Origin of the sequence: Pseudofrankia coriaricola, assembly GCF_032027725.1 — a bacterium.
In the GTDB taxonomy this organism is placed as follows: Bacteria; Actinomycetota; Actinomycetes; order Frankiales; family Frankiaceae; genus Pseudofrankia.
In genome coordinates this window covers 45330-67751 of the sequence record NZ_JASNFO010000028.1, presented here as the reverse complement: position 1 = coordinate 67751, position 22422 = coordinate 45330, and the positions used below count along the sequence as shown (strand labels likewise).

9 protein-coding genes are annotated in these 22422 nt (G+C 74.7%); 4 read left to right on the top strand and 5 right to left on the bottom strand.

Annotated features, from left to right (window positions below; genetic code table 11):
- The first annotated feature begins 142 nt into the window (after positions 1–142).
- Positions 143–1267 (top strand): fibronectin type III domain-containing protein, encoded by a 1125-nt coding sequence (locus tag QOZ89_RS16210; protein WP_071050003.1) that lies wholly within the window; start codon positions 143–145, stop codon positions 1265–1267.
- Positions 1268–1458: 191 nt separating this feature from the next.
- Here the strand turns inward: QOZ89_RS16210 and QOZ89_RS16205 are convergent, their stop codons facing one another.
- From QOZ89_RS16205 to QOZ89_RS16195, 3 genes are all read right to left on the bottom strand, one after another.
- The gene (locus QOZ89_RS16205) at positions 1459–2004 is read right to left on the bottom strand and encodes a DUF3800 domain-containing protein (RefSeq protein WP_071050004.1); all 546 of its coding nucleotides are present in this window, start codon (positions 2002–2004) and stop codon (positions 1459–1461) included.
- Positions 2005–2133: 129 nt separating this feature from the next.
- The gene (locus QOZ89_RS16200; protein WP_071050055.1) at positions 2134–2313 is read right to left on the bottom strand and encodes a DUF6104 family protein; all 180 of its coding nucleotides are present in this window, start codon (positions 2311–2313) and stop codon (positions 2134–2136) included.
- Between the two features lie 197 nt (positions 2314–2510).
- Positions 2511–6317, bottom strand: coding sequence for a multifunctional oxoglutarate decarboxylase/oxoglutarate dehydrogenase thiamine pyrophosphate-binding subunit/dihydrolipoyllysine-residue succinyltransferase subunit (locus tag QOZ89_RS16195; RefSeq protein ID WP_071050005.1), 3807 nt, complete (start codon positions 6315–6317; stop codon positions 2511–2513).
- Between the two features lie 450 nt (positions 6318–6767).
- On the opposite strand from QOZ89_RS16195, the gene QOZ89_RS16190 reads away from it, so the two are divergent.
- Positions 6768–8999 (top strand): hydantoinase/oxoprolinase family protein, encoded by a 2232-nt coding sequence (locus QOZ89_RS16190; protein ID WP_083418944.1) that lies wholly within the window; start codon positions 6768–6770, stop codon positions 8997–8999.
- A gap of 288 nt (positions 9000–9287) precedes the next feature.
- Here the strand turns inward: QOZ89_RS16190 and QOZ89_RS16185 are convergent, their stop codons facing one another.
- Positions 9288–10238, bottom strand: a complete 951-nt coding sequence (locus QOZ89_RS16185; RefSeq protein WP_312624154.1) for a thiamine-phosphate kinase — start codon at positions 10236–10238, stop codon at positions 9288–9290.
- An 867-nt stretch (positions 10239–11105) separates the two neighbouring features.
- Between QOZ89_RS16185 and QOZ89_RS16180 the strand changes: the two genes are divergently transcribed.
- Positions 11106–12932 carry an acetamidase/formamidase family protein gene (locus QOZ89_RS16180; RefSeq protein ID WP_083418945.1) on the top strand — a complete coding sequence of 609 codons (1827 nt, stop codon included), beginning with the start codon at positions 11106–11108 and terminating at the stop codon, positions 12930–12932.
- Between the two features lie 107 nt (positions 12933–13039).
- On the opposite strand, the gene QOZ89_RS16175 is transcribed toward QOZ89_RS16180, so the two are convergent.
- Positions 13040–18304, bottom strand: a complete 5265-nt coding sequence (locus tag QOZ89_RS16175; protein WP_312624153.1) for a PDDEXK-like endonuclease domain-containing protein — start codon at positions 18302–18304, stop codon at positions 13040–13042.
- A 525-nt stretch (positions 18305–18829) separates the two neighbouring features.
- Here QOZ89_RS16175 and QOZ89_RS16170 point away from each other — a divergent pair.
- On the top strand, positions 18830–22306 hold the full coding sequence (locus QOZ89_RS16170) for a UvrD-helicase domain-containing protein (protein WP_397428788.1): 3477 nt from the start codon (positions 18830–18832) through the stop codon (positions 22304–22306).
- Positions 22307–22422: the final 116 nt, after the last annotated feature.

Below are 22422 nucleotides of genomic sequence, written 5' to 3'. Positions count from 1 at the left end.
GCTTGGCGCGGTCGCCGCTACATCTGCCTCTGGCGGTGCCACGTGTGGCGGTGGTCGCTTGTTCGGCCGCCGCCCGTGGCCGTTCTTTCCTGTGCCGCTCGTCATCGGTGGGGCTCAGAACCCGGATTGGGAGGATCCAGCGGTGGTGACGCCCGCCAGCGGCCGGCGCCCTGGTGGCCGGCTGAGCACCGCCGTGGCCACCCAGATCGGCCTGGCGGCGGGCCTGCTGCGCGGCTGGCTGTTCAGTAGCCGGCGGCTGCCGGCCGTGATCCTCGCGACGGCACTCGCGGCGGCGGCCACGGGGCTGCTCGCGCCGCGGGTGGACGCCGGTGGGCCGTCCGACCCAGCCAGGCCGCCGGCACGAGCGCCGGGCGCGCTCACGACCACCGCCGGCGGCACGGTGCTCGAATCGGGCGCTGATCCGCTCCCGACGGGCACACCGCCGGGAGCGGTCGCCGGGCTCATCGGTTCCAGCGGCACCCGAACCGCGCGGCTGTGCTGGCAGCCGGCCGACGGCGCCGCCGAGTACGTGCTGGAGTCCCGGGACGTGGCCGTCGGCGAGACGTGGACCACGATGCCCTACCCGATCAAGGAGCTGTGCTACACCGTTCAACAGCTACTCACCGGACATGCGTACGAGTTCCGGATTATCGGGTCGAACAGCGCCGGCAGGGGCGCACCGTCGAACACCGTCACCGTCACAGCGGGCCCGCCCCTGCCCGGCGCGGTGAATGGCCTGGCCGCCGTGCCTGGCGCGGCGACCGTCGAGTTGTGCTGGCACGCGGCGTCGGGAGCGAACCTTTACCTTTTCGACCACCGCGATGTCACCGCTGGCGAGGCGTGGACGACGATGCCCTACCCGATCAAGGAGCTGTGTTACACCGTCCAGCAGCTGGTCGCCGGTCATGCGTACGAGTTCCGGATCGCCGGGTCGAACAGCGCCGGCAGGGGAGCCCCGTCGAACACCGTGACGGCCTCGGTCGCCCCGGGAATGCCTTTGCCTGGTGCGGTGGCCGGCCTGACCGCCGCGCCCGGCCAGGGTACGGCCGACCTGTGCTGGCAGGCGGCCAAGGACGCCGCCGAGTACGTGCTGGAGTCCCGGGACGTGACCGCCAGCGAGGCGTGGACGACGATGCCCTACCCGATCAAGGAGCTGTGTTACACCGTCCAGCAGCTGGTCGCCGGTCATGCGTACGAGTTCCGGATCGCCGGGTCGAACAGCGCCGGCAGAGGAGCGCCGTCGAACACCGTCACCGTGGCCGTGTGACCTCCGGCGCGCCCGTCGTCGCTCAGAGCAAGACCGTCGGCCGGCTCGCCCTGACCCGGTGAGGCCTTGCGGCGTGAGCCGTATACCCGCGTATACTGGTCGGCGTTGGCAGGTGTTGACTTGCCGAAAGTGGCGCCGGGTGAGCCCGCGGTGGTGGGACCCCGGCGTTCGCGCTGTCTGAGCTAGGTCCTTCAATGAGCATCTACCACGTGCTGCTCTATCTTGCCGAGACGACCGAGTATCCAGGCCTCGTCTCGTCGGTGGGCGTGGAAGACCCCGCTAGCCAGAATGTCGGACACCCAGAGTGTTGGTTCCTCGGTGCCCAGCGGGAAGTCGTAGCGAAACCTGCCGATCCGTTCTCGTAAGGCTGCCAGTATGGTCGCGTCGTCGCGATTCTGCTGTTTGCCACGTGATTCGATCGCGATGGCATCGACTCGACCTTTCAGTTCCCAAAGAAATCGTTCCATCGCCTTGCGGCTGGCACGTTCTGGCCGGATACATGGCCGGGTGAGGACTACGATCTTCGGTCGATCCATTGCCGCCACGGCGTCCAGGTATGCGGTTACACGGGCTGGCTCCGCGTCGCGGAAATGGAGCTTCGCCGTCCCACGCCAGCGTTCGCGCAGGGCCAACATGGCCTCGCGGACCTCGGCGTCGTCGTCATGGGCGACGACGGCCGCGAGGACGTAGAGGCCGTTCGGTCCGGCCTCGTACGACTCGTCAATATATGCCCGCATCCGTCATGCATAGCAGACAATTTCGGCAAACCGCGGCGGGGTGGTAATCGGCTCGCGCGTGAGCGCTATTCTGGCGCTCGAAACCGCCCGTTTTGTTTTCTCTTCTTGCCCGGCCGGCGGAACTGCGTCCTAAAGGTCGGGATCGTCGTCGGGGCGGGCCAGCCAGGTGGCCAGGGACTCGATGGCGGCCTCGTGCTCGGGGTGCTCGTCGACGAAGGTACGCAGGGCGTCGGAGAGCCACTCGAGGGTGACGGTCTCCTCGCCGCGGCGCGCGGCCAGCTCCTCGATCCCCCGGTCGGTGAAGTACATCGCCCGCTCGCTTCCCTCGCCCACCGATCGCCGTGACGTTCCATCCTCGCCGGCCCGCCGGGGGCATCCGGGCCGGCTTGTCCTACCCCGCGTTGCGGTGCCCGGGGCCGTGCCAGCAAACCCTGGCCGTCCCGGAACGCCAGGATCCGGCGGGCCGAAACCGCCCCGCCGGATCCCAGGTCCTACGCGCCACCGCCTTAGGCCGCGAAGGCGGCCTCGATGAGAGCGCGCTGCTCCTTCTCGTGGACCTTCGACGAGCCCGACGCGGGGGCGGCCGAGGCCTTGCGGGAGACCCGGCGCAGCCGCAGGCCGGCCGGCAGGTGCTCCGGCAGGTGCAGGCCCATGTGCGGGTAGGCGCCCTGGTTCGCCGGCTCCTCCTGGACCCAGACGATGTCGGTCGCGTTCGGGTAGCGGCGTAGCGCCTCGGCGACCTCCGCTCCGGGGGTCGGGTAGAGCTGCTCGACCCGGAGCAGCGCGAACTGGCCCTTGTCGTCCCGCTTGTTCCGCGCGTCGGCGAGGTCCCAGTGCACCTTGCCGGCCGACAGCAGCACCCGGCGCACGGCGGCCGGGTCGGTGACCGTCGCGTCGTCGATCACCGGCCGCCACGAGCCTGACGTCAGCTCCTGCACGGTCGACGTCGCCGCCTTCAGCCGCAGCATCGACTTCGGCGTGAACACCACCAGTGGGCGACGCACCGGCGAGAGCGTCTGGCGGCGCAGCAGGTGGAAGTAGCTCGCCGCCGACGAGGGGTACGCCACCGTCATGTTCTCGTCGGCGCACAGGGACAGGAACCGCTCGATGTGGGCGGACGAGTGGTCGGGGCCCTGGCCCTCGTAGCCATGCGGCAGCAGGAGTGTCAGCGCGGTGCGCTGGCCCCACTTGGCCTCGCCGGCCGACAGGAACTCGTCGATGATCGACTGGGCGCCGTTGGCGAAGTCGCCGAACTGCGCCTCCCACAGGACGAGCATGTCGAGGCGCGCGACCGAGTAGCCGTACTCGAAGCCCATCGCCGCGTACTCGGACAGCAGCGAGTCGTGGGCGTAGAACGTGCCGACGGGGCCGCCGTCGGCGCGGCGCAGGGTGCGCAGCGGGACGTGGTCCTCACCGGAGTAGCGGTCGACCAGCACGGCGTGGCGCTGGCCGAAGGTGCCGCGCCGGCTGTCCTGGCCGGTGAGCCGGACCGAGCGGCCGTCGAGCAGCACGCTGCCCAGCGCGATCGTCTCGGCGCACGCCCAGTCGATCGCGCCGGTCTCGACCATCTGCGCGCGGCGCTCCAGCTGCGGGCGCAGCCGGGGGTGGATGGTGAAGTCGGCCGGCAGGTTCACCTGTGTGTCGATGACCTGCTTGACGACCTCCAGCGGCACCGCCGTGCTGACGGCCGCGGCGGCGGCCGCGTCCTCCGCCGTGGTGACGATGCGCGGCTGCGGGGTGGGCCGGTCGCCGGTGGCGTCGCGGGTCTCGGCGAACGCCTTCTCCAGCTCCAGGCGGTAGCTCTTCATCGCCTCCTCGGCCTGGTCGCGGGTGATGTCCCCGCGGCCGATGAGCGCCTCGGTGTAGAGCTTGCGCACGGAGCGCTTCGCCGCGATCTCGTCGTACATCAGCGGCTGGGTGAACGACGGCTCGTCCATCTCGTTGTGGCCCCGGCGCCGGTAGCAGATCATGTCGATCACGACGTCCTTGTGGAATGCCTGCCGGTAGGCGAACGCCAGCGTCGCCACCCGGACGCAGGCCTCCGGGTCGTCGCCGTTGACGTGGAAGATCGGGGCCTGCACCATCCGGGCGACGTCGGTGGCGTACACCGACGAGCGGCCCGAGGTCGGCGAGGTGGTGAAGCCGACCTGGTTGTTGATGACCAGGTGCACGGTCCCGCCGGTGCGGTAGCCGCGCAGCTGCGAGAGGTTCAGCGTCTCGGCGACCACGCCCTGGCCGGCGAACGCCGCGTCGCCGTGCACGAGCACGGGCAGGACGGTGAAGCCCTCCGGCCCCTTGTCCAGGATGTCCTGCTTGGCGCGCGCGACGCCCTCGAGGACCGGGTCGACCGCCTCCAGGTGCGACGGGTTGGCGACCACGGAGACCGGCACCTTCCTGCCGTCCGGGCCGCTGTAGACGCCCTCGGCGCCCAGGTGGTACTTCACGTCGCCGGAGCCGTGCGCGGTCTGCGGGTCGAGGTGGCCCTCGAACTCGGCGAAGATCTGCCGGTAGGACTTGCCGACGATGTTCGCCAGCACGTTCAGCCGGCCGCGGTGCGCCATGCCGATGACGACCTCGTCCATGCCGGTGCCCGCCGCCCGCGCCAGGACCTCGTCGAGCAGCGGGATCGCGGACTCGGCGCCCTCCAGCGAGAAGCGGCGCTGGCCGACGTACTTGGTCTGCAGGAAGGACTCGAACGCCTCCGCCGCGCCGAGGCGCTCGAGCACGCGCAGCTGCTCGGCCGGGTCCGGCCGCTCCGCGGAGCGCTCGACCCGGGCCTGGATCCACTGGCGCTCGTCCGGCTCCTGGATGTGCATGTACTCGATGCCGACCCGGCGGCAGTACGAGTCGCGCAGCACCCCGAGCACGTCGCGCAGCGTCATCGTCCGGTGGCCCGCGAACCCGGCGACCGGGAACTCCCGGTCGAGGTCCCACAGTGACAGGCCGTGGCTGCGGATGTCGAGGTCCGGGTGGCTGCGGATGGTGAACTCGAGCGGGTTCGTGTCCGCCATCAGGTGGCCGCGCACGCGGTAGGCGTGGATCAGCTCCTGCACCCGGGCGCTGTGGTCGAGGTCACCCTCGTGGCTGGTCGGGATGTCGGTGACCCAGCGGACCGGCTCGTACGGAACCCGCAGGGAGCGGAAGATCTCGTCGTAGAACTCGTCCTCGCCGAGCAGCAGCTGGTGGACCCGGCGCAGGTACTCGCCCGACTGGGCGCCCTGGATGATCCGGTGGTCGTAGGTGCTGGTCAGCGTGGTCACCTTGGAGATGGCCATGCGGGCGAGCGTCTCTGTGGACGCGCCGGCGAACTCGGCCGGGTACTCCATCGAGCCGACGCCGATGATCGTGCCCTGGCCCTCCATCAGCCGCGGCACCGAGTGCACGGTGCCCAGACCGCCCGGGTTCGTCAGGCTGATCGTGACGCCGGTGAAGTCGTCGGTGGTGAGCTTGCCCGCGCGGGCGCGGCGCACGATGTCCTCGTACGCGGCCCAGAACTGGGCGAAGTCCATCGCCTCGGCTTCCTTGACCGCGGCGACGACGAGCTGGCGGCCCTTCGACGTGACCAGGTCGATGGCGAGGCCCAGGTTGACGTGCCCCGGCGTGACCAGCGCCGGCTTGCCGTCGACCACCGCGTAGGAGTTGTTCATCTCGGGGAAGTCGACGAGCGCCTTCACCATCGCGAAGCCGATGAGATGGGTGAAGGAGATCTTGCCGCCGCGGGAGCGAGCCAGGTGGCGGTTGATGACGATCCTGTTGTCGATCATCAGCTTGGCCGGCACGACGCGCACCGAGGTTGCCGTCGGCACGTGCAGCGACGTCTCCATGTTGGTGACGACCCGGGCCGCGGCGCCCCGCAGCGTCGTCTGGGCCGCTGCCCGATTGGCGGAACCGGGGGGGCTGGCGGGGGAGGCCTGCGGCGCGCTGGGGGCCGGCGCCGCCTTCGCGGCGGGCACGGGGGCCGGCGGAGGAGCCACGGGCGCGGGCGGGGCGGCAGGGGCCGCGGCCGGGGTGGGCGCGGACGGCGTGGCGGCGGCTGGGGCCGCGGGCGCCTGGGCGGCGGGCGCCTGGGCGGCGGGCGCCTGGGCGGCGGGGCTCTGTGGCTCGGCTGGCGTGGTGGCGATGACCGCGCGAGCGCTCTCCGGGTCCGTGTTGTCGGTCGCGGTGGGCGCGCTCGGGTGATAGTCGGAGAGGAACTCGCGCCATTCGGGTGACACGCTGTCCGGATCCGCGAGGTACTGCTGGTAGATCTCGAACACCAGCCACTCGTTGGTTCCGAAGTCAGGTCCTGACGCGGGTACCGTCGGTGCTGTCACGGGGCCAATCGCCTCTATCCAGGTGGAGACTTCACTTTGCCGAAAGGGGCCTTCGAAAGGCCCTTCCGCTACCGCCTGTCCAGGCTACTCGCCGGGCCGAAGGTCCCTGGCGCGGCCCATTGCGGCAAATCAGTATGACGCCGCTCGCGCCGGCGTCGCCCCCGCTGGCCGGGCGGCCGCTGGTGGCGAGGCGTGGTCGCGGGGCTGCCCTGAGGCATCCGTCGCGGCATCGGCGGCGTGGCGTTCCGGCCGTCCCACCCATCGCGGGCGCCCGTCATCGCCTGCCGTGATTGACCGGCTACCCGTTGGCTCTCGGGCGCGGCCGATGTGAGTTTCCCAGCATCACGACCATCCCTCCCGCCGGCCCGGCCGGCCGGCCGGGCCGGCGCTCGCGGCCCGGATGGACATCCCCGCGCCCGGTGCCGGCGGCGGCGTGCGACGCTGCCCGGCGTGGTGGTGGGCAGGCGGGAAGGCACGGGAGGCGCCGCGGCGGCTCCCAGGACGGACGGGCGACGCGCGGCGGACCTGCCGGGTTACCGGGTGGGGATCGACGTCGGCGGTACCTTCACCGACCTCGCCGCCGTCGCGCCGGACGGGCGGACGCTGTTCGCGAAGGTGCCCTCCGTGCCGGCCGACCCGTCGATCGCGGTCCTGTCCGCGTTCGCCGCGGCGGCGCTCGCCGGCCTGGCGGCCCCGGCACGCGCCGAGGAGCCGGCCGGGCGGGTCGAGCGGTTCGCCCACGGCACGACGGTCGCCACCAACGCGCTGCTGGAACGGGCGGGCGCGAGGACCGCGCTGGTCACCACCCATGGCTTCCGCGACGTCATCGAGATCGGCCGACAGAACCGGCCGTCGCTCTACGACCTGACCATGGACCGGCCGGCCCCGCTCGTCCCGCGCGCGCTGCGATTCACGGTGCGTGAGCGCTGCGGCCCGGGCGGGGTGCTGGAGACCCTCACCCCTGGCGAGATCGCCCGGGTGGTCGACCAGGTCGCCGCCGTCGACGGCCTGGAGGCCGTCGCCGTCTGCCTGCTGTTCTCGTTCGCCTGGCCGGAGCACGAGCGGCGGCTGGCGGAGAGCCTGCGCGCCCGGCTGCCCGGGGTGACGGTCGTCGCCTCCAGCGAGGTGCTGCCCGCCTTCCGCGAGTACGAGCGGTTCGCCACCGCCACCGCGGATGCCTACCTGACGCCGAAGCTCTCCGCCTATCTCACCCGGCTGCGCGGGCGCCTGGCCGAGGTGGGCATCGGCGAGCCGCTCGTGATGCAGTCGTCGGGCGGGGTGGCGCGGCTGGCGGAGGCCGCGGCGCACGCGGCCACCTGCGTGCTGTCCGGCCCCGCCGGCGGGGTGGTCGGCGCGGCCTACGTCGCTGGTCTGTCCGGCGTGCGCGACCTGCTGACATTCGACATGGGCGGGACGTCCACCGACGTCGCACCGGTGCTCGGCGGGCGGGCACTGACCACCTCGGAGTCGGTGCTGGCCGGTATCCCGATCATGCTGCCGACGGTCGACGTGCACTCCGTCAGCGCGGGTGGCGGCTCGATCGCCTGGGTCGACTCGGGCGGCGCGCTGCGCGTCGGGCCGGCCTCCGCCGGCGCCGATCCCGGGCCGGCCTGCTACCAGCACGGGGGGCAGGCGGCGACGGTGACCGACGCCGACCTCGTCCTCGGCTATCTCGGCGACGGCGCGGGCCTCGGGGGGGAGGTCACGCTGTCGGCCGCGGCGGCTACGGCCGCGCTGGAGCGGCTGGGCGCGCGGCTCGGCCTCTCGGCGACCGACGCCGCGGCCGGGGTGGTCGCCGTCGCCGACGCCGAGATGACCCGCGCGCTGCGGGTGGTCTCCGTCGAACGTGGCCTCGACCCGCGCGCGCTCGCGCTGGTGGCGTTCGGCGGAGCGGGCGGGACGCACGCCTGCGCGCTCGCCGAGGCGCTCGGGATGACGATGGTGCTGGTGCCGCGGGCGGCGGGCGTGCTGTCCGCGCTGGGGCTCGCGCTCGGTGACGTGCGCCGTGACCACACGGCGCCGCTGCGCGGGCGGCTCGGCGACGTGGACCTCGCGGGCGCCTTCGGCCGGCTCGCCGGCCAGGTGTCGGCCACGGCCCGGAGCTCCGGCGGCGGAGATGGTGGGGAGGGCGGGGAGAGCGGGGACGGCCCGCTGCTGGAACGGCAGGTGGACTGCCGTTACGTGGGGCAGGCACACGAGCTGACCGTCTCCGCCGGCTCGCCGACGCCCGGCGACGCGGACGATCCGGCCGGCGCGGACGAGGCGCTCGCCGCCGCGGTGCGCGCGGCCTTCGAGGACACCCACGCCCAGCGCTATGGGCACGCGGCGCCCGGCCGGGACGTCGAGGTCGTCGCCGTCAGGCTCGTGGCCACCGCGCCCGGCCTGCGCCCCGCGCTCGCCGCCGAGCCGGCGGATCCGGCCGCCGCGCGCATCCGTCGCCGCGTCTGGCTGGGCAACCACCCGGATGGCGCCGGCCGCGTGCCCGAGGAGCCCGGCCACGCGGACCTGGGCGGGGGCTGGCACGAGGTCGACGTGGTCGCGCGCGCGGCCCTCGGCCCGGGCGACACGCTGGCCGGGCCTGCCGTCGTCGAGTTCACCGAGGCCACCTGCCTGGTCCGCCCCGGTTGGACCGCGCGCGTCGACCCGGTCGGCACGCTCACGCTCACCCGCCCGGCCAGCTGACCGCGGCTCCCCACTCGCGGCCACGAGCCACGCGCCGAGCCGAGCCGGTGAGGGGAGCGGAGGCGAGCGACGCTACGTGACGAAAATTGGGCATAGTAGGGACCTTTTCCCCGCCGTCCCGCGCCGGGAACAGTCCTGTGGCCTGCGTCGTTAACACGACCGTACCGGTCCGCATCATGGCCCCCGGACCTAAAAATTGTCGCTACGTGCGACCTTGCCCCGTGAGGCGACCTGGCGGGCCGGTGCTTTTCGTCAAGATCGCGCCCCAGCTGGGGCGCGATCTTGCATTTAGGGGTGTCTGTAGTGGTCCCAGCCCTGCGGGCCCTCATACGGGGTGCCGTCGACGAGGACACCGGAGCCCTCGGTCACCTCGCCGATCAGGCTCACGCCGGCCGGCAGCGCGGAGCTCGGCGGGAGGCAGGCGACGAAGGCGTTGTCGTCACCGCCGGTGAGGACCCAGCGCAGCGGGTCGGCGGCCAGGCGCTCGGCGGCCGCGCGCAGCGGCTCGGCGATGTCGAAGGCGGCCGAGCGCAACTCGACGCGGATGCCCGACGCGGTGGCGATGTGGCCGGCATCGGCCAGCAGGCCGTCGCTGACGTCGCACATCGCGCTCGCGCCCGCGGCCGCCAGCGCCCGGCCGGCGGCGTAGGGCGGCTCGGGACGGCGGTGGGCGTCGAGCAGCTCGGCGGGGTCGCCCGCGCCCGCGCCCAGCAGTTCCAGGCCGGCCTGCGCCCAGCCCAGGCGGCCGGCGAGCACCACCCGGTCACCTGGGCGCGCCCCGGAACGCCGGATGGGCTCGGCGCCGCCCAGGTCGCCGAGCGCGGTGACCGCCAGGATCACGCGGTCCGCTGAGCTCACGTCCCCGCCGGCGATGACGGCGCCGACCTCGGCACACTCGTCGCGCAGCCCATCGGCGAGCCGCAGCACCCATGCGACCGGGAGATCGCCCGGCGCGGCCAGGCCAAGCAGCAGACCCGTCGGCCGGGCTCCCATCGCGACCACGTCGCTGAGGTTCTGCGCCGCGGCCTTGCGGCCGACGTCGTACCCGGACGAGTAGTCGCGCCGGAAGTGCCGGCCCTCGAGCAGCAGGTCGGTGGTCGCCACGACTCGGCCGTCCGGCGCGGCGAGCAGCGCGGCGTCGTCACCCGGGCCGATCAGCAGCCCGTCGCCGCCGGGGAACCGGGCGGTGATCGCCCTGATCAGGCCGAACTCGCCGAGATCGGCCACAACGCCCGTCATCGAAAGTGAGCGGCTGGGGAGGGGCGCACGCCCGGCACTCTAGCCTCGCGGCCCGCCGACAGTCATGCGCCGACCGTGTACACCGCTCGCGCCGAATACGGCGTTCCTTGTGAAATCGTCGCCCGCGGGTGCGCGGACCACCCGCTCATGGCCGGGCCATCCGCCCCGGCGGCGCGCGAGAGCGGTCTCCGCCTGGGAGGACGAACAGCGCCGTTTCCGCGGTATGGGACATTGTTTTCCTGGCGTTTCTTCGCGCGCGATGTCCGGTCGAAATACCCCGGCCCGGCGCGGCTGAATTCCGCCGCGAAACGGCGGCGCGATGCCGGGGCCGCCATCGCGGCGCGGTCGACGGGGCCCGGCGCGCGGGCCCGGTGATACGGCGCGGTTGCCCTCGGCCGGCGCCGCGATCCCGGTCGTCATTTCCGGCCGTCATCGTGATGTCGCCGGATGCCGCGTGTGCGGCGTCACGGCCGGCGAGGTGGGCGGCCGGAGCGACGCCCGGCCGCCGGGCGGACCACCAGACGACCGGTCCCGCCGGAGCGGGTCGCCACTGCTCTCGGCGGGTCCAGCGCGACGCCCGCACCCGGCAGCCGGCGGCTCCCGATGTTCCATCCGGGCGGCACCCTCGGCGTTCGGCCGGCAAGGTCACGACGGATGCCGTCGATGGCAACATCGCTGACATCTGACCGTCATATCCCGCTGGGACTCTGACGGCCGTGCCGCTCGTCATCCCCTGCCGCCCGTATCGCCCGGCGGTGCCGGCCGCGCATGCCTCGAGGCCGAGGCCGCGGACGCACCCTGGGCCGGTACCCGGCGCCCCGCCGGACGCCGGCGGGCGGGCCGGGACCAGGCGACGGTAGGGCGCCGGTGGCACTGCAGCCAGGGAAGGGAAAGGTCGAGGGCAAGCACTACCTGCCGTCCACCCCGGAGACGGTCCGCTGGGGGGAGCTGCCGACGGCGCGCACCAGGCCGGTGCTGACCGTCGACACGGGCGCGACCGTCACCGTCGACACGGTCAGCCAGGAGGGCATCCTGGAGGACCAGGGCCGCGACCCCGACGCGTTCTTCGGCCGTCACGGCGTCACCACGGCGGAGGTCCTCGAGGACGCCAGGGCGATCGCGGCGTCCGGGATGCCCCACCGCTTCGGCGTCGACGGCCCGCACATCGTCACCGGCCCCGTGTACGTGCGCGGCGCCGAGCCCGGCGACGTGCTGCGGATCGAGGTCGTGTCGCTCCTGCCCAGGGCCCGTTACGGCCTCATCTCCAACCGCCACGGGCAGGGCCTGCTCGCCGGCGAGTTTCCCGAGGGGCCGCCGCCGGACGACGACGCCGACTCCCGGCACTGGCACGGGTTTCGGACCGTCAGCAGCTTCTGCGCGGTCGAGCGCCGGCGCGGCAAGCTGTTCGGCGCGCTCGACGCGTCGACGGCCGGCGGCGCGCGGGTGCGTTTCCCGCTCATGCCGTTCATGGGAATCATGGCGGTGGCTGTGGAAACCGGCGCGGAGTCCGGTACCGACGGCGACGGCGGGGCGGTTGCGATGCCGTCCACGTCGGTCGGACTGCACGGTGGCGCGCTGGACTGCCGGGAGCTGGGAGTCGGTGCCAGGCTCTACCTGCCGGTGCAGGTGCCCGGAGCGCTCTTCGCCGTCGGGGACCCGCACTACTCGGCGGGAGACGGCAAGATCGGGCTGACCGCGCTGGAGGGGCCGCTGCGGGCGACGTTCCGGCTCACCGCCCTGCGCGAGCCAGCCGCGCGGTCGGCACTCGGGACGCTGCGGGAGCCGTTCGTCGAGACCGAGGCCTGCTGGCTCACGCTGGGGCTGGACGTCGACGTCACCGAGGCGGTCCGGCGGGCCGCCCGTTCGGCGGTGCTCTTCCTTTCCAGCCGGCTGGGACTGGAGCGCGCGGCCGCGCTCGCCTACCTGACGGCGGCGGCGGACTTCGGGATCAGCCAGGTCGTCAACGGCGTGCACACCGCTTACTGCCGCCTGCGGCGGGCCGACTTCAGCGAGACGCCGCCCAGGCCGCGGCTGCCGCGCGCCGCGCTCGGCCGGCTGGTCGGGCCCGAGGACGACGACGGGCTCGACCGGGACGCGGCGATCGACAGCGAGATCTCGGACAACGGCTCCCGCGACACCATCGGTCGTCATGGCGGCGGCCGTGGCCGCCCGTCCGCGGGCGCGGGAACCGCCCGCCCGCTGGCTGCCGGCGCCAGCCTCGCGGACGCGGATGGCGACGGGCAGGAGTCGTCCGCGGTCGACGGGCAACCGGTTGACGGACACACCGTCGATGGGTCCGCGGGTGACGGACACGCGGTCGATGGGCAACCGGTCGACGGGCATGGCGCCCGCACGCCCGGTGGCGACGGTCCCGGCTCGGACCCGGCCGACGTGAGCCCGAACGACCAGGCCGAGGACGAGGACACCGACGGCGACACGCCGGCAGTCCCGGTCGGGCAGGAGGCCACCGCCGCGTCCCGCCCGCCCCCGCCGCCCGGCCAGCGATCGCACGATCATGACGAAGCCCGCGCGGCCGGAGGCCAGACCGCGGGCGTCATCGGCCAGAGGTCGCGCGATCATGGCGAGGCCCGGGCGGCCGGAGCCCGGCAGCCAGGTCGCGATCCCGCGCCGCGCGGCGCGGGCAAGGCAACCGGGCGCCCAGCTCCCGACAGCCCGTCCGCCGCCGGCCGCTGACCGCTCCACGCCCATCGCCCGTTCCTGGGCGGCGGGCGCCCGCCGTCCAGCCTCAGAAATCCCATGCGCTCAGCTGTGGGCGCGGAGCGTCCGGCAACGGGAGCGCCTCAGGCCGGGGCGTCGTCCAGGCCGTCGAGCTCGGACAGCGTGATCGGGGACCACCGGCGGGCGAGTTCGCTCGGCTCGGCGCGGACGGCCGCCGTCCGGTCGGCCCGGCTGGCCCCGCCGGGGCTCGACGGCCCGCCCGCCTCCCCGCCCGCGCCGCCCGGTGTCTCGTCGAGGGCGGCACCCGTCGCCTCCTGGGGCGCGGCGGCGCGGTCGACGCCCGCGGAGGGGATGAGCTCGGCACCGGCTGGGCCAGCCGTCGCACGCTCGGCGGGGCCCGTTTCGGGCGTTCCCGCCCGGCCACCGGCCGGGCCGATGGCGGCGGCGGACAGGCGCGGCCACAGACTGGCCAGCGCCGCCGCCGGGTCACTTTCGAAGTCGGACTGGCGGACGCGCCAGAACGGCCAGCCGGCGCGGCGCAGCTGGCGCTCCCTGGCGAAGTCGTGGGCGACCTGTGCCGGCGTGCCGACCTCGTCACCGTCGCACTCGACCGCGAGCCGGGCCCGGCCGCCCGCGACGACCAGGTCGATCCGCCGGCCGTTCACCTCGACCTGCGGCAGCACGCGGTAGCCCGCGGCGGTGAGCTCGCGGAAGACCCGCTGCTCGAACAGCGAGTCGAAGCGGGGATGCGGGATGTCCGGGGACACCTGGTCGAGTCGCGGCGGCTCGTCGGCGTCCGCCTCCTGGGCACGGCTGCGGGCCAGCACGTAGCCGAGGTGGCTGTGCCGCAGGTCGTCCGGCCGCAGGTCCTCGAGGCCGACGGAGTGGAACAGCCACATCTGGTCGCGGGCGCGCGAGGCCGCCACGTTGAACCGCCGCTGGTACTCCTGCCTGGTCAGGGCCGGGGTCGCCGTGTCCGGCGTGACCACCATCGACAGGAACACCACGTCGCGCTCGTCGCCCTGGAAGTCCGGGGGCGTGCCGACCCGCAGCCGGCGGCGCTGCTGCTCGGCGGCCGACATCCGGGCGGCGAGCAGCGAGCGGACGAGGTCCGCCTGCCCGGTGCCCTGCAGGACGACGACGCCGAACGAGGCCCCGTCGTAACGCGGGTCGGCCGCGCAGCTCAGGACCTGTGAGACCAGCGCCTCCGCCTCCGCCGAGTTACGCAGCGCGGCGCCGGCGCCGGTGGTGTAGGCGTGCGGCACATAGCGGGCGCGCAGCGGAGGCAGCCGGTCGGCGCCGAACTGGCGCAGCGGCACCAGCGGCGCGTCCCGGTAGAACATCGCCGACGACCACTCGATGATCTCCGGCATGCAGCGGAAATGCTCGCGCAGGCGGATGACCTCGCCGAACCTGGTCCGCAGCAGGCTGAACAGGCTCGACCGGGGGGTGAACGAGACGCGCAGCCAGCCGGGCAGGTCGGGCAGCAGCGCGTCCAGGCGACGGAACATCGGGTCCAGGCCATCGTCGTCGGCGGTGGCCAGGCCCTCCCCGTCGGCGCTGGTGAGAGCGACGCGCGTCGTGTCGCCCGGCGCGGCCGCCGGGGCGCACTGCCGGTCGTCGCCGACGATGATCACTCGTGGGGCGAGCCACAGGAGGAACAGGCTGTCCAGGCCGGCCTGGCTGCCCTCGTCCACGATCACCACGTCGAAGCTGTCGCGGACAGCCGGGATGGTGGCGAGCACCTCGGCGATCGGCATGACCCAGGCGGGCACGCCCGTCTGGGCGATCGCCATCGCCTCCCTGGCGGCCTGCCGGTAGCGGTCGGCGTGCCGGCCGGCGAACCGGCCGCCGGCGGCGACCGCGTCCGCGTAGGCGCGCAGCGCGGCCGACTCGCGGGTGCCCATCCGCTCCAGGCAGTGCTTCCAGGCCTTGGCGCCGGCGAGCTCGGCGGTGGTGGCGGCGACCGCGTCCTCGGCGGCGTCGAGCTGGGCGTCGAGGTCAGCCGCGCCGGGGGTGGGTGCCCGGCCGGCATCGCCCGTCGGGCCACGCCGGGCGGTGCCCTTGCCCGGGGTTCCTCCCGGATCGGCTCGGCCAGTCCGGGAGGCCGTGAACCAGCCGGCGGCCAGCCCCCAGGACCAGGCGGCCTCGAACCGCACGAGCCGATGGCGCCATTCGTCGTCGTCCACGGGCTCGGGGGCGCCGCGCGGGCCGGCCGTGCCGGTGGCCGCCTGGGCGAGCAGCAGTTCCGCCAGTGCCGGGTGGGCGCCCCTCAGCCGCCGGAGCAGGACCTCGCGGCGGGCGGCCGCGCGCCGGGCGCCGACCGTGGCCAGCAGCCCGTCGCGCGCCAGGCGGTAGCCGGCGAGATCGCGGGCCGCGAGCGTGCCCGCGAGCCGGCGCAGCTCGGCGGGGAACCCGCTCCTGTCCGCGGCGGCCTCGACCTCGGCCCGCGGCCGCTCGATCTCCGCCCGGGCCTCGGCCGCGGCGAGCCGCAGCCGGGCGAGTGCCAGAGCCCCGGCCAGCGCCCGCAACGCGTCGGCCGATCCCAGGTCGACCAGGCCGCTCCCGAGGCCCGGGCCGGCCAGGTGCACGCCGGTTTCGGTGCCCAGCGACGCGAGCAGGGAGTGGACCTGGTCGCGGGCCGTGAGGACGGCGACGACGGCGCCCAGCGCGTCCTGCGCCTCGGTGAGCCGGGCGAGCCGGATCTCGGGGGCCACGACCTCGCCACCCGGCTCGCCGGCCGCGTCCTGGCCCGCGAGCTGCCCGGGACGGCCCCCGCCGTCGGACCCGGCGGATGAGCCGGCCGTCTCGCCCCGCCCGCGCGCGTCGCCGGGCCCGAAGCCGACGTTCACACCCGCGAGCGCCCAGGCCCTGGCGGCGGCGTCGATCGCGACCTCGGCGCGCAGCCGGGCGATCACGAGGTCCAACAGCTTGGGCGTGGTGGGCGCGCGGCCGTCGACCGTGGACTCGGCGAGCAGGTCGGCCGCGTCCCTCTGGACCTGGGAGCGGAACATCCGGCGCAGGCTGCCGCCCTGATCCAGATGCCGGCGCAGTGCCTCACCGGCCGCGAGCATGCGCGCGGCCGGCGTCGCCAGGGGGTCGCCGGTGCCCGCCGGGGCCAGGACCGCGGCGGCCGGCAGCGTGACGGCATGCAGGCCGAGCGTCCCGAGCGCCTCGGTTGCCTCGGCGAGTGCCGGCGCCGCGGAGGTGACCTTCCCCCACACGGCACCGTCGCGGCCGGCGAGCGCGTCGTCGAGCGCGCGCGGAAGCCAGGAAGCGCGCCGGGCCGTCCGGCGCGCTTCCTCCAGCGTCCGGGTGACGGCCTCGACGGCGGCGGTGAGCCGGTCGAGGCCGACAGTGTCAAGCACGCCGAGCGCGGCGGCCACCTCGCCGAGGGCCGACCCGGAGGCGGCCCTGGAGGCGGTGTCCGCCTCCGCCGTCGCGGCCCGCTCCCGTTCCAGCAGCCGCTCGAGGGCCTGGACACCGAGCAGGGACACCGGGCCGAGGCCGATGTCGTGGTCCAACGCGTCGCTGCCCGGCCCGACGGACTCGCCCGGGGCACCGGTGCCGGGCGCGGTCGGGCTCTGGCTGTGGGCCTCCGTCCCGTCACCCGGCGCCGTCCCGGCGCCGGCGCGTAGCAGCGCCCAGAGCTCGGTGGCCTCCTCGGCGGTCAGCGGCGCGGGCGGCGGCCCGCCCGCGGGGTCGCGGGGGACCGGGAGCGGGAGCCAGCCGTGCTCGGCGCGCTCGCCGCGGAGCCGGGCGGCGATCGCCCCCCGTGTCCCCGACCAGCCCGGAGCGACCTTGCGTTCAGGGTGACCGACGGCCTCAGCGGCGCGCAGCTCCTGAATGGCAGCCACGAGCTCGTCGCGGCGGGCGATCGCCGCGTCGCGGCGATCGCGGGCCTCGTCGATCCGGCGGGCCTGGCCGTCCGGATGGTAGGCGGCCTTCTCGGCGGCGAGCGCGCTCACGCTCGCCGCGAGGTCGGAGGTCCGGGCGTCCTCGGCGTCGGTGAGCGAGACGCACAGCCGCCGTAGCGACTCGGGGAGCTTGTCCCGCAGCACCCGCAACGCCTGCGCCTTCTGGCTGGTCACCAGCACTCGCTGCCCCTCGGCCAGCAGCGCCGAGACCAGGTTGGCGATGGTGTGCGTCTTGCCCGTGCCCGGTGGGCCCTCGACGATCACGCCGCTGTCGTGACGCAGCCGCTCCATGACGTGCGCCTGCTCCGGATTGGCCGGCAGCGGGAACAGCGGGTCGTCGGAGAGCCGCCCGGGGCTGGCGGCGCCCTCGGCGGCGAGCCAGGCAAGCCGCTCGTCGGCCTCCAGCGTCTCCACCAGCTGGACGAGCCCGAGCGGCGGGCGGCCCTCGCCGCGCAGCGCGTCGAGCATCTGCTCGTAGTAGGTGAGCAGCGCCGCGCTGCCGCGGGCGCGCAGCACCAGGGCGGGGGCGAGGTCGACGCGCGGTCGGTCGCTCGGCGGGCCGGGCGGCTGCCACGTGGCCGAGTACCCGTCGTGGCCGACATCGAGCGCGAGCGTCAGCCAGTCGCGCAGCAACCGCTCGTCCTCGCCGCCGAGCGGCGCGGCCGGGCGGGCGCGCAGCCGTTCGTGCAACGCGTTCGTGCGCTCGGCGTGGAAGACGGGCAGCCCGTCCAGCAGGCCATCCTCGAGCCGGGTGGCGATGCCGTCCGGCACGCGCAGCCGGATGGCGGAGGTGACCGGGTCGACCTCGACGGCGAGCCTCGTGGTCAGCAGGTGCCGGCGCAGCGTCCGGCCGTCGGGGGCGCGCCAGGAGAGCAGGCCGGTGGCGAGCACCAGCTCCAGCCCGTCGCCCTCCTGCGCGAGCCGGCCGGCCACGCCGTGCAGCACGCCGTGCAGGGCGCGCCGGTCCGCGTCGGCCCGCGCCCGGGCGGCCCAGATCTGCCAGGTGGGCAGCCAGTCCTGGTAGGCCTGCGGCACCTCGGGACGGTCGACGAGCCGCACCGGCTCGGCGAGCCCCTCGACCACCGGCTGGCCGCCCGGCCGCAGCGGGATCCCGTCCGGCCAGCCGGCGCGGGAGCGCAGACTCGTCTCGCGCAGCGGCGGCGAGTCCGACGGCACGTCGCCCGGCTCCGGCAGCACCACCCAGCCGGCCAGCGCGTCCGGCAGCGGCGGCGGCGAGGGCAGCACCGCGGCGGCCGGCGCCTCCAGCGCGACCTCGCCCGCGGTCGCGTGCTCGAACAGTGACAGGCCGCCCGGCAGCTGGGCGAGCCACACCACCAGTGGGTTGTCCTCGACCGCCGCCACCTGGTCGGACTGGGACAGCGCCACCTCATGCAGGAACCGCACCAGCCGGTGGCACCGGTTGGTGAGCATGGCGAACCGCTCCTGTTCCCCCGACGGTCCCGTCGTCATCACCCCTCCGCGCCCGGCCGCTCCGAATAATCCCCTACGCTTCCGCGCGGGCTACCGCGCGGCTCACCGATCGCCCTCGGGAGGCGTGATCGCGGCGGCCGTGCGGCGGGCTGTCGGTGGGGAGATGGTGGGCAAGGTGGTGGGAACGGGCCCGGCGGACGCGTCGCGCTCTGTCGTCCATGGGTGGCTTGGCCCGAGGGGCCACCGCCGTTGTCGCGGGGGCAGGGGAGAATGTCCGCCGCCCGGCCTGGCCAGGGGTCGCCCTGAACCGGGGTTCCTGCCGGATCGGCGACAGGGTCCCTGCCGGATCGGCGACAGGGTCCCTGCCGGATCGGCGACAGGGTCCCTGCCGGATCGGCGACAGGGTCCCTGCCGGATCCGGGGTCCCTGCCCGATTGGCGAAGCCAATCGGGGAGGTCTGGAAGCCGATCTGGGAGGTCGGCGATCTGGGGGTCGGCGGTCGGGAGGGTCTGGAGCGACGTGGCGGGAGCAGGGGTGACGGACGCGGCTGGTGACACGAGCGGGCTGCCGGATACGGACGGGCTGGGCGGGGGATCGCGCGGCGAGCCGACGCGGCCCGCGTTCTACGCGGATCTGCACGTGCACTCCCGCTACTCGCGGGCGTGCAGCCGGGACTGTGACCTGGAGCACCTTGCATGGTGGGCGGCCCGGAAGGGCATCCGCGTCGTCGGCACGGGGGACTTCACGCACCCGGCCTGGGCACAGGAGCTCGAGGACAAGCTGGTGCCGGCCGAGCCGGGGCTGTTCCGCCTGGCGCCCGACCTGGAGCGCGACGTACTGCGCCGGCTGCCGGCGTCGTGCCGGACGGCGACCCGGTTCATGCTGTCCACCGAGATCTCCACGATCTACAAGAAGGGCGACAAGACCCGCAAGGTCCACCACCTGCTCTACGCCCCGGACCGGGAGGCGGCGGGGCGGATCACCGCCGCGCTCGCCGGGATCGGCAACCTCGCCGCCGACGGTCGCCCGATCCTCGGCCTCGACTCCCGGCACCTGCTGGAGATCACTCTGCAGTCCCACCCCGCCAGCTACCTGGTGCCGGCGCACGTGTGGACACCGTGGTTCGCGGTTCTCGGCTCCAAGTCCGGTTTCGACGCCATTGACGACTGCTATGGCGACCTCGCCCACGAGGTCTTCGCCCTGGAGACCGGCCTGTCCGCCGACCCGGAGATGTTCTGGCGGATCTCCGGCCTCGACCGCTACCGCCTGGTCAGCAACTCCGACGCGCACTCGCCGCCCATGCTCGGCCGTGAGGCGACGGCGCTGTCCTGCGACCTTGACTACTTCGCCGTCCGGGAGGCGCTGCGCACCGGCGACGGCTACACCGGCACCGTCGAGTTCTTCCCCGAGGAGGGCAAGTACCACCACGACGGCCACCGCGCCTGCGGGGTGCGGTTCACCCCCGAGGAGACGAAGGCCACCGGCGGCGCCTGCCCCGCCTGCGGCAAGCCACTGACCGTCGGCGTGCTGCACCGCGTCGACGCGCTCGCGGACCGCGAGCAGACCACCGTCCCCGAGACGGCGGGGCGGTTCCGCTCCTTCGTCGCGCTGCCGGAGATCGTCGGTGAGATCCTCGGCGTGGGGCCGAAGAGCAAGGCGGTCGCCGCCCAGGTCGGCGCGCTCGTAGAGCGGCTCGGCCCGGAGCTGGGCATCCTCGGCGACGTCGAGCTGGCCGCGATCGGCGAGGTCGGCTCCGGCGAGCTGGTCGAGGCCGTCGGCCGGCTGCGCCGTGGTGAGGTGGTGCGCGAGGCCGGCTTCGACGGTGAGTACGGCGTCATCCGGATGTTCGCCCCGGGTGAGCTGGCGGGTGAAGAGGCGACCCTGTTCGACCTGGACTCGCCGGTGGCCGCCCCCAAGGCGAAGCGCCCGCGGAAGTCCGCCGTGGCGCCCCCCAGCCAGGAACAGGAAACCGACCCGGATCCGGAAACCGGCCACGAGCAGGCAACGCTGGAGGCCACCGGGCTTGCGGCAGCCGGACGAGGCGTGTCCGTTCTCGACGGGCTGGACCCCGACCAGCGGGCCGCGGCGGCCGTCGCGGACGGTCCGCTGGTCATCCTGGCCGGTCCGGGCACCGGCAAGACGCGGACGCTGGTACATGCCATCGCGCACCGGGTGCGCGAACGGGGCGTCCCGGCCGGCGAGTGCCTGGCCGTGACGTTCACCCGGCGGGCGGCCGAGGAACTGGCCGAACGGCTCGACGGCATGCTCGGCCCGGAGGCCGGGCACGTCACCGCGACCACGTTCCACGGGCTGGGGCTGCGTGTCATCCGGGAACAGCACGTCCGGCTCGCGCGCGGGCCGGACGTCCAGGTGGCCGACGAGGCGATCCGCGCGGAGCTCCTCGCCGAGGCCCTCGGGGACACGACGGTGGCCGCCCGCGCGGCCGCCGAGCGGCGGATCGGCGGGCTCAAGCGCCTACGGGCGCTCGGCGAGCCGGTTCGCGGCGATGAGCTGGCCGGCGTTCTCGCGCGTTACGACGCCGCGCTGCGCGAGCATGGCCTCGTCGACCTGGACGACCTGCTGGCGCTGCCGCTCGCGCTGCTGACGGCCGAGCCGGAGCTGGCGGAGCACTACCGGCGCCGGTTCCGCCACATCTGGGTCGACGAGTACCAGGACGTGGACGAGGCGCAGTACCGGCTGCTGCGGGTCCTGTGCCCACCGGACGGCAACCTGTGCGTCATCGGCGACCCGGACCAGGCCATCTACTCGTTCCGCGGCGCGGACGTCGGCTTCTTCCTGCGCTTCGAGCAGGACTTCCCCACGGCGCGGCGGGCGTCACTGACCCGCAACTACCGCTCGACCGGGACCATCGTCGCCGCCGCGCGCTCGGCGATCGCGCCGGCCACCTTCGTGCCCGACCGGTTGCTGGTCGCGGTCCACCCCGACGGCCCGGACGCGGCTTCGGCGCGGGAGAAGGACACGTCCAGCCGGCCGGACCCCCGCCGCCGGGGCGGGCCCGGCGGCTCGAAGGTGGTCGTGCGGGCGTGCGCGACGGAGGCCGAGGAGGCGCTCGCCGTCGTCGACGCCATCGAGGAGGCACTCGGCGGGACGTCGTTCCACGCCCTCGACTCGGGGCTCGACGGCTCCGCGGGCAGCCTGCTCTCGTTCGCCGACATCGCCGTGCTCTACCGGACGGCGCGCCAGGCCGAGCCGGTCATGGCGGCACTCGCCAAGCGCGGTTTTCCCTTCCAGCGCCGCTCCCATGGCCCACTCGCCGATGCCCCCGGCGTCGCCGCGCTGCTGGCGGAGCTGCGCGGGCATGACGACGCCCCGCCCCGCTCCGTGTCGGCAGCCCTGCGCGACGCCGCGGCTCGCGCGGGCGAGCGGGCCACCGCCCGCGGTACCGCCCTCGCCGCGGCCCTGGCGGCCGAGGACCTGGCGGCGCGGCCGGGCGCCACCCGGCCAGGTCCCGCCGGCGGCTCCGCCACGGACCCGTCGGTGTCGGAGGCGGAGATCAGACTGGCGGTGGAGCTGCTGGCCCCGGCCGCGGCGGCGGCGGGGGAGGACCTGGCGAGGTTCCGCACGTCGGTGTCGCTCGCCACCGAGGCGGACACGCTCGATCCGCGGGCCGACCGGATCTCACTGCTGACCCTGCACGCGGCCAAGGGCCTCGAGTTCGGCCTGGTCTTCATCATCGGCTGCGAGAACGGACTGCTCCCCATGAGCTGGGGCACCCGCTCCGGCCCGGGCAGGCCCGCGGCCAGGCAGGCCGCCGCCGCGGCCCCCGGTGACGACCGGGACCAGGACGCGGCGCGCGGCCCGCAGGCCGAGGAACGGCGGCTGTTCTTCGTCGGCATCACCCGGGCGCGCGCCCGGCTGGTCCTCAGCCACGTCGCCCGGCGCGCCGGTTCGGCCTCGGCCCGGACCCCGTCCCCGTTCCTCGCCGACCTGGATCCGGCCCTGCTGGACCGCGAGTCCGGACGCCCCGGCCAGCTGGCGCCCCGCCAGCGTCCTCTCGGCCAGCAACTGCGCCTGCTGTGACCTGGCCGGTCTGGGCACGGATCGGGCGAGGTCGACCGTGCGGGCCCCGCGGCCGCCGCGTCGGCCGGCCGGTCCCGGCGGTACCGGCCGATGTCGTGCGGGGTATGAAGAAGCTA

Excerpts from the sequence above, each read along its gene's own strand:
- QOZ89_RS16205 (WP_071050004.1), bottom strand. The coding sequence starts at position 2,004 with ATGCGGGCATATATTGACGAGTCGTACGAGGCCGGACCGAACGGCCTC.
- QOZ89_RS16200 (WP_071050055.1), bottom strand. The coding sequence starts at position 2,313 with ATGTACTTCACCGACCGGGGGATCGAGGAGCTGGCCGCGCGCCGCGGC.
- QOZ89_RS16185 (WP_312624154.1), bottom strand. The coding sequence starts at position 10,238 with ATGACGGGCGTTGTGGCCGATCTCGGCGAGTTCGGCCTGATCAGGGCG.
- QOZ89_RS16175 (WP_312624153.1), bottom strand. The coding sequence starts at position 18,304 with ATGACGACGGGACCGTCGGGGGAACAGGAGCGGTTCGCCATGCTCACC.